This window comes from Anaeromicrobium sediminis (assembly GCF_002270055.1).
In the GTDB taxonomy this organism is placed as follows: Bacteria; Bacillota; Clostridia; order Peptostreptococcales; family Thermotaleaceae; genus Anaeromicrobium; species Anaeromicrobium sediminis.
Map to the genome: position 1 here is coordinate 1 of NZ_NIBG01000008.1, position 11,612 is coordinate 11,612.

At 31.8% G+C, this 11,612-nt stretch carries 6 protein-coding genes and 1 other annotated feature; all 6 genes read right to left on the reverse strand.

The window, feature by feature from the left end:
* Nucleotides 1–296: 296 nt before the first annotated feature.
* Nucleotides 297–2,039: a sigma-54 dependent transcriptional regulator PrdR gene (prdR, locus tag CCE28_RS10280; protein WP_242972960.1), complete on the reverse strand. Its 1,743-nt coding sequence runs from the start codon at nt 2,037–2,039 to the stop codon at nt 297–299.
* Nucleotides 2,040–2,219: 180 nt separating this feature from the next.
* Entirely contained in the window at nt 2,220–3,659 is a 1,440-nt protein-coding gene (gene proS / locus CCE28_RS10285; protein ID WP_095133620.1) for a proline--tRNA ligase, read from the reverse strand.
* A 73-nt stretch (nt 3,660–3,732) separates the two neighbouring features.
* Nucleotides 3,733–3,949 (reverse strand) — a binding site (T-box leader).
* Between the two features lie 451 nt (nt 3,950–4,400).
* Nucleotides 4,401–5,393, reverse strand: coding sequence for a ketol-acid reductoisomerase (ilvC, locus tag CCE28_RS10290; RefSeq protein WP_095133622.1), 993 nt, complete (start codon nt 5,391–5,393; stop codon nt 4,401–4,403).
* Between the two features lie 557 nt (nt 5,394–5,950).
* Nucleotides 5,951–7,642, reverse strand: a complete 1,692-nt coding sequence (locus CCE28_RS10295; protein WP_095133624.1) for a putative bifunctional diguanylate cyclase/phosphodiesterase — start codon at nt 7,640–7,642, stop codon at nt 5,951–5,953.
* A 213-nt stretch (nt 7,643–7,855) separates the two neighbouring features.
* The gene (locus CCE28_RS10300) at nt 7,856–8,389 is read right to left on the reverse strand and encodes a hypothetical protein (RefSeq protein ID WP_095133625.1); all 534 of its coding nucleotides are present in this window, start codon (nt 8,387–8,389) and stop codon (nt 7,856–7,858) included.
* A 621-nt stretch (nt 8,390–9,010) separates the two neighbouring features.
* A complete protein-coding gene (clpB, locus tag CCE28_RS10310; RefSeq protein WP_095133627.1) occupies nt 9,011–11,602 on the reverse strand; it encodes an ATP-dependent chaperone ClpB in 2,592 nt (863 codons plus the stop codon).
* Nucleotides 11,603–11,612: the final 10 nt, after the last annotated feature.

The window sequence follows — 11,612 nt, forward strand, 5'->3', positions numbered from 1 at the left end:
AAATTTAAATAAATTTATAACAAACATTTTTTATTACATAATCATAATTCCCATAAACAAGCCATTTATTCCATAAAAAAATTATGGTATTTTGTTTATTTATTAACTTTCTTTAGGGCAATTACCACTATATATGAAAATAAAAAATGTCAGTTTTTTGACACTTTTATTTTTAACACTATTCTTAGGTATGTTTTAATAAGACTTGTGATTACAGTGATTAACCATAAAAAAAAACAGTTGTGTCAATTTCTTGACACAACTGTCGGAAATTCGACGTTGTTATAAAAGTCTGATTATTTTATATTATAGAGCTTTAGCTTATAATAAAGGGTGCTTCTTTTAATATTTAAAATCTTAGCAGCCTTTAATTTATTTCCCCCTGACATGTGCATTACGTCACGAATTATTCGCTCCTCCATATTTCTTACTGCCTTTTCTAAATCATACTCATTTTCTTCTTCTGCCATTACGGAAGCTTCCACAATATATTTTGGAATGAATTCCTTAGTTATGTATCCCTTATCGCAAAGAATTATCATTCGTTCAATAACATTTTTCAGTTCTCTAATGTTACCCTTCCATTCATAACCCTTTAATATACTATAAACCTCATCTTCTATTTCTTTTAGTTCTATTTCTTCTTTTTCCACTATCTGTTTTATAAAATAGTTAGCTAAAGGTACTATGTCTTCTTTCCTTTCCCTTAGGGATGGTAATTCTAATTGAACTACGGCTAATCTATAATATAGATCTTCTCTAAATTTATCTTCTAATATTAATTTTTTAAGATCCTTATTTGTAGCTGCTATTATCCTAGTATTGGTAACTATGCCTTTTGAACTTCCTAGTCTATATACTATACCGTCTTGTAAAACCCTAAGAATCTTCACTTGCATTTCTAGAGGCATATCACCTATTTCATCTAAAAATAGGGTTCCATTATTTGCAAATTCAAATTTACCAATCTTCCCCGTATTCACAGCTCCAGTAAAGGCACCCTTATCATATCCAAACAATTCACTTTCTAGTAAGTGAGCAGGTATGGCACTACAATTGATAGCCACAAAATGTCCACTTCTTCCACTAGCCTTATGGATGGCCTTAGCAAAGACTTCCTTTCCCGTTCCACTTTCCCCTGTTATTAATACACTTGCAGAAGTTTGAGACACCTTTTGAGCCAACTGTATACATTCTATTATCTTTTGATTTGATCCAATAATAGTAGAAAAACTATAATTGGATGCAATCTCCCTTTCATATTCCTTTTGTAACAGTTTCATCTTTTCCTTAGTCTTTTTCAATTCTTCTGAAAGGGCCGTTACCTCTGTTATATCCCTGTCAGAAGATGCCACTGCAATTAATTTACCATTGTTATAAATTGGAATGGCACTTAATATAACTGTTTTCCCTTCCTTTGGAGAATGTATTCTATTCTCTAATGGCTTTTTTTCTTTTATTGCATGGAATATTAGAGCATTAGGGAATATATCGCCTAAGTACCTACCTACTATCTCATCCTTTGTTACTCCATATAACTTTTCAGCACTTTTATTCCACACTTTCACGGTTCCTGCATCATCACATATACATACGGCCTCGTGTAGGTTATCTATTATTTTGTTATTAAGTTCAAACATTTTTTCTAGCTCAAGATAAAAATTATCTCTTATGTTATTGTTAGTTAAAACACCTGTTATTTTATTATTCTCAATCACTGGTACTCTTCCTATTCCTTTTGTCATCATAAAATTTCTAGCATCCTTAACAGATAGATTTCCTTTAATAGAGTATACCTTCTTCTTTGCGTACTTATATATTCTTTCGTTTAAATCTACTTTTCTTCTTATTAGTTTTTCCACATCTTTAGTAGTTATTATACCTATTAAATTACTTTTCTCATCTATCATAAATGCTTCTTCCACATCCATCTCTACCATTAATCCAAAAACGCTCTTAATAGTGCAATTGTAATTGACCTTTAAGAAATTTTTGTTCATTATTTTTCTTATGTCAAAAAACAAATTTGTCACTCCCACGAAACCCACCCCTTATACTAGGATTTCAACTAGAAATATTACTTCTTCATTAGGTTCATATATTAAATTCTAATCCCTTACCCTTAAGAATAATCTTAATTTCATAATATCATTAAATTATATTATTTACAAAAAAAATCTCACTTATGATTTTACATAAGTGAGATTTCATATTTAAAATTAATATGCTCTTCCCCAGTAAACTAATTTCTTAGCTGGCTTTTCACAGCATATACAAGTATCTGCAATTGGTTCTTGATCGTGGAATGGCATACATCTAGAAGATGCTCCTGTATCTTCTTTAATTTTCTCTTCACAAGCTCTATCTTCACACCACATAGCCTTAATAAATCCTGGCCTATTAGCTACAGTTTCCTTGAATGTATCATAGTCAGTAGCTACACTAGTTTTTTCTGTTTGTCTAGTTCTTGCTGCCTCTAACATGTCATTTTGAATAGAATCTAGTGTCTCTGTAATCTTAGCTTCTAATTCATCTAAAGATACGAATACCTTCTCTCTAGTGTCTCTTCTAACTAATACAGCTTGATTCTTCTCTATATCTTTAGGTCCAATTTCAACTCTTAGTGGAACACCCTTCATTTCGTATTCACTATACTTCCAACCAGGTTTCTTATCACTATCGTCTAATTGTACTCTGAATTCCTTAGATAGTCTTTCCTTTAGTTCATTAGCTTTTTCAAGTACACCTTCTTTATGTTGTGCTACTGGAATGATTACTAATTGCTTAGGTGCAATCTTTGGTGGCAACATAAGTCCACTATTGTCTCCATGAACCATTATGATAGCTCCTATTAATCTTGTAGTAACTCCCCAAGAAGTTTGGTGTACATGCTTCATTTTACCATCACTATCAGTAAATTGAATATCAAATGCCTTTGCAAATCCATCTCCAAAGTAGTGAGAAGTACCACATTGAAGTGCCTTTCCATCATGCATTAAACTTTCGATAGTATAAGTAGCTTCAGCACCTGCGAACTTTTCTTTTTCAGTTTTTCTTCCCTTTATAACAGGAATAGCTAAGTATTCTTCACATAGTCTTCCATAAACGTCAAGCATTCTTAGAGTCTCTTCTTGAGCATCTTCTGCAGTTCTATGGGCAGTATGGCCTTCTTGCCATAAGAACTCTAATGTTCTTAAGAAAGGTCTAGTAGTCTTTTCCCATCTTACAACAGAACACCATTGATTGTATAACTTTGGTAGGTCCTTATATGAGTTTACGATCTTTGAGTAGTGCTCAGCAAATAAAGTCTCAGATGTTGGTCTAACACATAATCTTTCTCCTAGTTCTTCACTTCCTCCGTGAGTTACCCAAGCAACTTCTGGTGCAAATCCTTCTATATGATCAGCTTCCTTTTGTAATAAGCTCTCTGGAATAAACATAGGCATATATACATTTTCGTGACCTGTTTCTTTAAACATTTTATCTAGGTTACTTTGAATGTTCTCCCATATTGCATAACCATAAGGTCTTATAACCATACATCCTCTTACACTAGAATAATCAACTAATTCTGCCTTCTTAACTACATCCGTATACCATCTTGGAAAATCTACGTCCATATCAGTAATGGCTTCTACAAACTTTTTATCCTTTGACATGAATATCCCTTCCTTTCATTTATATATGTAATTCATGATTTGTTTTTTAATATAAAAAAAACCCTGCATCCCCAAAAGGGACCAAGATTCAACTGGCGGTACCACCCTGTTTGATTTAGCTAGAAAATAGGCTAAATCCACTTTTATGAGATAACGGTTTTCTCCGCTGTGGCCTTATTCCGGCACAGATCTCCGAGGCTGGTTCAAAACCTTCTTTTAGAAACTTCACACCAATCGTTTCCTCTCTGTAAAAAGATTTAATTTCTACTATTCCTCATCATAGATAATTTTTTAATTTTTATAAATTCATGATACTATTAATATTATTTTAATTTCCCCAATTTGTCAATATTTATAACACTTTTTCTAGTATAATTATCATTATATTTTCATAGGTTCAATTTCGTTACTAATATTCTCTTCTATATATGTACTTAGATAAATTATAACCGAACTAAAGGTGTGTAAACTTATTTCAGTTCAATAAAGTCTAGCTACTTACAAGGGATTGTGGATGAAAAATTTTTAGAAGGTGGAACATCAGTATACACTTTACTGTAAACAATTATGAACTTTCTATAGTAATTATAAGATTTACACTATATAGTCTGATAGTGACTTACCTTATAAAATATTTTTTATCCACATGACCGAAGTAAGTTCATATACATTTAGATTGGACATGGTTTATCTATATAGATAAGGACGGTTAGTTAATAACCGTCCTTAATAAGTAAAATTCTATTTTTTTAACCAAGACATCATACTTCTTAACTCTTTTCCTACTTCTACAATAGGGTGTTCTAATTCTTGTCTCTTAACAGCATTGAATACTGGTCTATTAGCCATATTTTCAGTAATCCAATTCTTAGCAAATTCACCCCTTTGGATTTCTGATAAAACCTTCTTCATTTCTTTTCTAGTTTCTTCTGTAACAATTCTTCTTCCAATCATGTAATCTCCATACTCAGCAGTATCACTTACACTGTAGCGCATTTTTTCAAATCCACCTTCGTATAATAAATCAACTATAAGTTTAAGTTCATGTAAGCATTCAAAGTATGCAATTTCTGGTTGGTATCCAGCTTCTACTAAAGTATCAAATCCCGCCTTAACAAGTTCCGTAGCACCGCCACAAAGAACTGCCTGTTCTCCAAATAAATCTGTTTCAGTTTCCTCTTTAAAAGTAGTCTCTAGTACTCCTGCTCTTGCTGCTCCTACACCTTTAGCATAAGCTAATGCCACTTCCCGAGCATTTCCTGTGTAATCTTGATATACAGCAAATAATGCAGGAACTCCTTTACCTTCTTCATAAACCCTTCTTACTAAATGTCCAGGTCCCTTTGGTGCAACCATGAATACATCCACATTAGCAGGAGGTACAATTTGAGTAAAGTGAATATTGAATCCATGGGCAAATGCAAGGGCATCTCCTTCATTTAAGTAAGGTTTTATGCTTTCTTCATATAAAGCCTTTTGCTTTTCATCTGGAACTAAAATCATAACCACATTAGCAACTCCAGCAGCATCCTTTGTATCCATTACCTCAAGTCCAGCTTCTTCTGCTACCTTCCATGATTTACTTCCTTCATAAAGGCCTACTACCACATCTACTCCACTTTCTTTTAAGTTTAGGGCATGGGCATGACCTTGACTTCCAAATCCTATAATAGCAACCTTTTTCCCCTTAAACATTTCTAAATTTCCATCTTTTTCATAATACATTTTTGCCATACGAATCGTCCCCTTTTCAAAATCTTTCGAATATTCTTATTATTTGTTTTAAGAATGGCTATTTTAGTAAACCATTCTTATTTTAAGAAATTTTAAAAAAATCTCTCATCCCCAAGACACAATACACTTGTATCTTAGGGATGAGAGACTTCTCATGATACCACCCTATTTCATAAGTTATTCACATAACTTACCTCATCAGGTCAAAATTAACCCTAGCCATATAACGGTGGCACTCCTACACAAATAGAATTCCGGCCTCACTTACTCTTTTCATTTCAGTTTGGCAGTTTGGAAGTGATTATTATATACGCCTTTAATGCTAACTCTCAGCTCTCATTAGCTCTCTGTAATTAAAGTTATCGTATTTTTCTCTTCCGCATTACTTTTACGAATTTTCAATTTATTGTTAACTATCTTAACACTATGTTTCAAAATAGTCAATATATTTTTTATATTTTTTTACATTTCATATTACTTATTATTAATAGTAGCTCTGCATAGGGTTTAGGCCACTTTATTATTTTATAATTTCATGACCTAAACTCCATAATTATTTAAACTGATTTACTTTTAATCCTAAAGTCACCTGATTCACACATCATATGTTCAATTTCTTCAATAGTAACTGGCTTACTAAATAAATAGCCTTGATATTCATGGCAGCCAATTTTATTTAAAAATTCTAACTGTTCTACAGTTTCAACTCCTTCAGATACAATTTTTATCCCCAATTCTTTTGCCATTGTTACAACTGCTTTAATTAAAGATTCATCCCTTTTATCTACACCTATACCATCGACAAACAATTTGTCAATCTTTAATACATCTATTGGGAATATTTTCAAATAACTTAAGGATGAATATCCTTTACCAAAGTCGTCCATGGACAAGGATATTTTCTTTTTCTTTAATTCTTCCATAATATTATGGGCATATTCTATATTTTCCATAGCTGCAGTTTCAGTAATTTCTATGTTTATAAATGATGGATCAATGGCTGTATTCATTAATATGAACTCTAATTTATCCATAAACTTACTTTCATTAAATGATTCGGCAGAAATATTTACAGCAATACTTATTGGCTCTAAATCCATATCTATCCACTTTCTAATTTGTAAACAAGCCAATTCTAATACATGCTCATCTATTTCTTTAATAAGACCCGTTTCTTCAGCTATTGGTATGAAATAATTTGGATAAATTAGTCCAAGTTTAGGGTGATTCCATCTTACCAATGCCTCTAATCCCGTAATTTTTCCCGTTCTAACGTTAACCTTAGGTTGGTAGTGAAGAAAAAACTCTCTATCCTTCAGTGCCTTCCTAATCTCTCCTTCAATTTTAATCTTTTTCCTTATTTCTTCATCCATTGTACTATTATATATTTTATAATTATTTCGTCCCATTTCTTTTGCTTTATACATTGCAATGTCTGCATTTTTGAATAATACTTCTCCATCACCTGCATCATGAGAAAGTATTGAAATCCCAATACTACAAGTAACATGTATTTCCCTTTCTCTTACTATAAATGGACCTTTAAAAATATTTATAATATCTTTAGCAATAGATTCTATTTCCTCAATATTCTGCACAATTATTATAAACTCATCTCCACCTAATCGGCCAATGGTATCCTCTTTTTTAATAATTTCTTTTAGCGTACCAGCAACACTCTTTAAAAGATCATCGCCCCAATAGTGGCCTAGTGTGTCATTTATTAATTTGAATTTATCTAAATCAATAAATAATATTCCCATTTTACTGTTTTTTCTAAGGGCTTCTTCAACAACTAATGTTAAATGTTCTTTCACAAATCTCCTATTTGGTAGATCTGTTAAGCAGTCATGAAAGGCAACATATTTTAACTTTTCTAAAAGTTTTGTCTTTTCTTCAATGGCCTTTGAAAACCCATATGCAATAAATATTATTCCTAATCCTAGGAAAATTTCCTCAAATATAATATCTTGCCATTCTGGAAATGAAATAAATTTAAGTTCATCAAGGGCATCATTTAATGTTGAAATGGCAAAAAGGGCCCATCCTATACTTAAATATGTTATTTTAGATTCTAAAGAAATAAGAAAACAAATTACACTAACAATAAAAAATGTCCCTTCTATTATGAAGTCATGGCTATCCACTTCTAAATTACTTTTAATACATATAAAATTTGTTACTAAAATTAATCCAAATAAAATTCCAATTAATATTTTCATCGATTTTTTTAAGGTTTTCTTCTCCATAGATTCCTTGTCTCCCCTTAAAATAGCTTTTTCTGTCCTTAGATTTAAAAATTCTACATTTTTTGGAATTTCCCTCTTTTTTGTGACTAATCCTTTATTTGGATTTTATTTTAAAATATGGAGAAATACTATTTAAATTTCAAATATAAAAACTCCTGATGATCCAGGAGCTTTTATATGTTCATGAACTGAAAATTTTACATGTACTTATTTTTAGTTTAATTTTTCTACTCTTTTAAGAATATCATATGTATGATCAAATACATGCCTATTGCAAATATAAAAATAATCTTTATTATTAATTATTATAAAGTCGCCTTTCTTACCATATTGCTTGCCCATATAGCAATCTATAAGAACGTCTTCTTGGGCCTCTACTCCTATTAATTCCATGTATTTAACCCTATATACATTCCAGTTTAATATGTCTTCCTTAGAAAAGTCTACACAATCAGCATCCTTTTCATGTTCATATTTATAAGTTCCTATTACACTATCTATATCAGAAACCTTATCATCTACTAAATCATGCTTTCTTTCAAAATGCTCAGGAGCTGAAGGATAAAGTTCTCCAAATATGCCTACCACAACATAATGCCCTTTAGGCACCATCAAATTCCCTTCAATAGTAAGTATCTTAATTTCTTCATTTGTCTTAAAGGCTCTTAATTTAATAGTTTTTTTAACTACAGTATATTTATTATCTAATAGATAGGGATCGTCCTTTAACATGTCTAAATATAACATATTATAATCCATCCTTTCTGTGCAGTCTATACTTTTTCACTTCCTACTTAATTTTTTGCTATTTTTGTAAATGCTATACGGATATTAAAGGAAATCCATTAATATTTAACCTATTTTATTGGAATAATACTGTATAACTAAATACTTATATGGGAGGGCTATTCTTGGGATGGTTTGTTTTTTGCGCTATAGCTTATGCTATTGTATTATTTTTAATTCCTTTAAATAAATTTAAATATTTATTACCTATTGGATTAATTTCAATGGTTATACTCTATTTAATAGATAGTACCCTAATTAGACTTGGAGCATTTTCATATAGTTTTCCAAACCCAATATTGGGAGGATTACCTACCCTTTATTTACTTAGTGGTTTTGCAGGAGGTGTATTTCTTGTATATTTTTTACCCTTACGAAAAAGATGGCAATCCCCATATATACTATTAGCCTCACTAATTTTCCTTATTATAGAATTCCTAATGATTCACCTTAACTATTTCCACCATCATAAGTGGAATGGACTAAACTCTTACGTGCTCAATATTTTTGGCTTTATTATAGTTTTGTGGTTTGCACAATATTTTTATGTGCCTAAAGAATAAATTATAAAAGCCAAAGATTTTACTCTTTGGCTTTTATAATTAGGTTATTATCTTTAGCATGAATTATAACTTCATCTTCTTCCTTTATGTCACCCTTAATAATTTTCTTGCCTAATTCTGTTTCCACATATTTTTGTAAATATCGTTTAACAGGTCTTGCACCATATATAGGTGAGTAAGCATTTTCACCTATATGCTTCTTTCCTTCATCCGTTAGAGCTAATTTAATATTTCTATCATCTAATCTCCTTTGAATATCTTCAAGACTCAGCTCTATTATCTTAATTACTTCTTCTAAGCTTAGGGGTTTGAATGTTACTATTTCATCTACACGATTTAAAAACTCTGGACGGAAATCTCTCTTCATTGCCATATCCATTTGTTCTTTGGCAGAGTCACTTATTTCTCCATTTTCTATTCCTTCTAATATGAAATTACTTCCTATATTAGAAGTCATTATTATAACTGTATTTTTAAAGTCTACTGTTCTACCTTGAGAATCAGTAAGTCTTCCATCATCCAATAATTGTAACAATATATTAAATACATCTGGATGGGCCTTTTCTATTTCATCAAAGAGAATTACAGAATAGGGTTTTCTCCTAACAGCTTCTGTTAACTGGCCACCTTCTTCATATCCCACATATCCTGGAGGTGCACCTACAAGCCTTGATACAGCATGTTTTTCCATATACTCAGACATATCTATTCTAATCATATTGTTGTCACTATCAAATAAGGCTTGGCATAGGGTTTTAGCAAGCTCAGTTTTCCCCACTCCAGTAGGTCCTAAGAATATGAAAGATCCTATGGGCTTATTTAAATCCTTAAGGCCAGCTCTAGCCCTTATTACAGCGTCACTTACAGCCTCTACAGCCTCATCTTGACCAATTACTCTCTTATGGAGAATACTTTCTAGTTTCAGTAGTTTTTGCTTCTCACTTTCTACTAGCTTTGAAATGGGAATTCCCGTCCATTTTGAAACTACTTCTGCTATTTGTTCCTCTGTAACTTCTTCTCTCAGTAGGTTCTTTTCTTTATTTTCCTGTCTTGTCTTTTCTTCCTCTAGTTTTTTCATTAATTCAGGAAGTCTTCCATGCTTTAACATGGCCAAAGTATTTAAGTCATAATTTCTTTCTGCCCTTTCTATTTCATATTTTGTTTCATCTATTTCTTGCTTAATTTTGTTTATATTTTCAATACTACTTTTTTCTAGTTCCCACTGGACTTTCATAGAATTAGCCCTGTCATTTAAATTTGCCAATTCCTCTTTTAATGTTTCTAATCTCTTTTGGGATAACTTATCATTTTCCCTTTTTAAGGCTTCCTTCTCAATTTCCAATTGCATTATTCTTCTACTTATCTCATCTAATTCTGCAGGCATACTGTCTATTTCAGTTCTTATCATGGCAGCTGCCTCATCCATTAAATCAATGGCCTTATCTGGTAGGAATCTATCTGTTATATATCTATCTGATAAGGTTGCTGCCCCTATTATGGCATTATCAGTAATTCTTACACCATGATGAATCTCAAACTTCTCCTTAATACCCCTTAGTATGGAAATAGTATCTTCCACATTAGGAGGATTTACCATTACCTTTTGGAAACGTCTTTCTAGCGCAGCATCCTTTTCAATATATTTTCTATATTCGTCTAGGGTAGTAGCCCCTATACAATGTAATTCTCCACGAGCAAGCATAGGTTTTAGTAAATTACCCGCATCCATGGCACCTTCTGTCTTTCCGGCTCCCACAATGTTGTGGATTTCATCTATAAATAGAATTATCCTTCCTTCAGACTTTTGTATTTCGTTTAATACGGCTTTTAATCTTTCTTCAAATTCTCCCCTAAACTTGGCCCCTGCAATTAAAGCACCCATATCTAGGGCAAATATAGATTTATTCCTTAGACCTTCTGGCACGTCCTTATTTACAATCCTCTGGGCTAATCCCTCTGCTATGGCAGTTTTTCCTACTCCTGGTTCTCCAATTAATACGGGATTATTTTTAGTCCTTCTAGCTAATATTCTTACCACATGCCTTATCTCACTGTCCCTACCTATTACTGGATCTATCTTTCCCTTTCTTGCTAGTTCCACTAAATCTCTACCGTATTTTTCTAATACATTATAGGTATCTTCAGGATTTTGGGATGTGATTCTTTGATTTCCCCTTACTTTGTTTAAAGCCTCTAAAAATCTCTCTCTATTTATATTGTATTTTTTAAATATATTTTTAGATGGTATATTCTTATTGTTCATTAAGGCCAAATACATGTGTTCCACACCTACATATTCATCCTTGAATTTCTTAGCTATATTTTGAGATTCAATAAGTACCTTATTTAGTTCTCTAGTTAAATAAGAAGAATTAGCTCCATTTCCATGAACCGCAGGAATTTTATCTACTAATTCACTTACGTCCTTAATTAAGAAGTCTTTATTCTCCCCCATAAAATCTACTAATTTAGGTATAAGGCCATCTTCATCAGTTATTAAACTAAAGTGAAGATGAGCTGCATCTATTTGTTGTTGATTATTTTTAGTAGCAATTTGTTGCATCCTCGATATAGCACCTTGTGCCTTTTGTGTAAATTTTTCAAAATCCATACATATACCT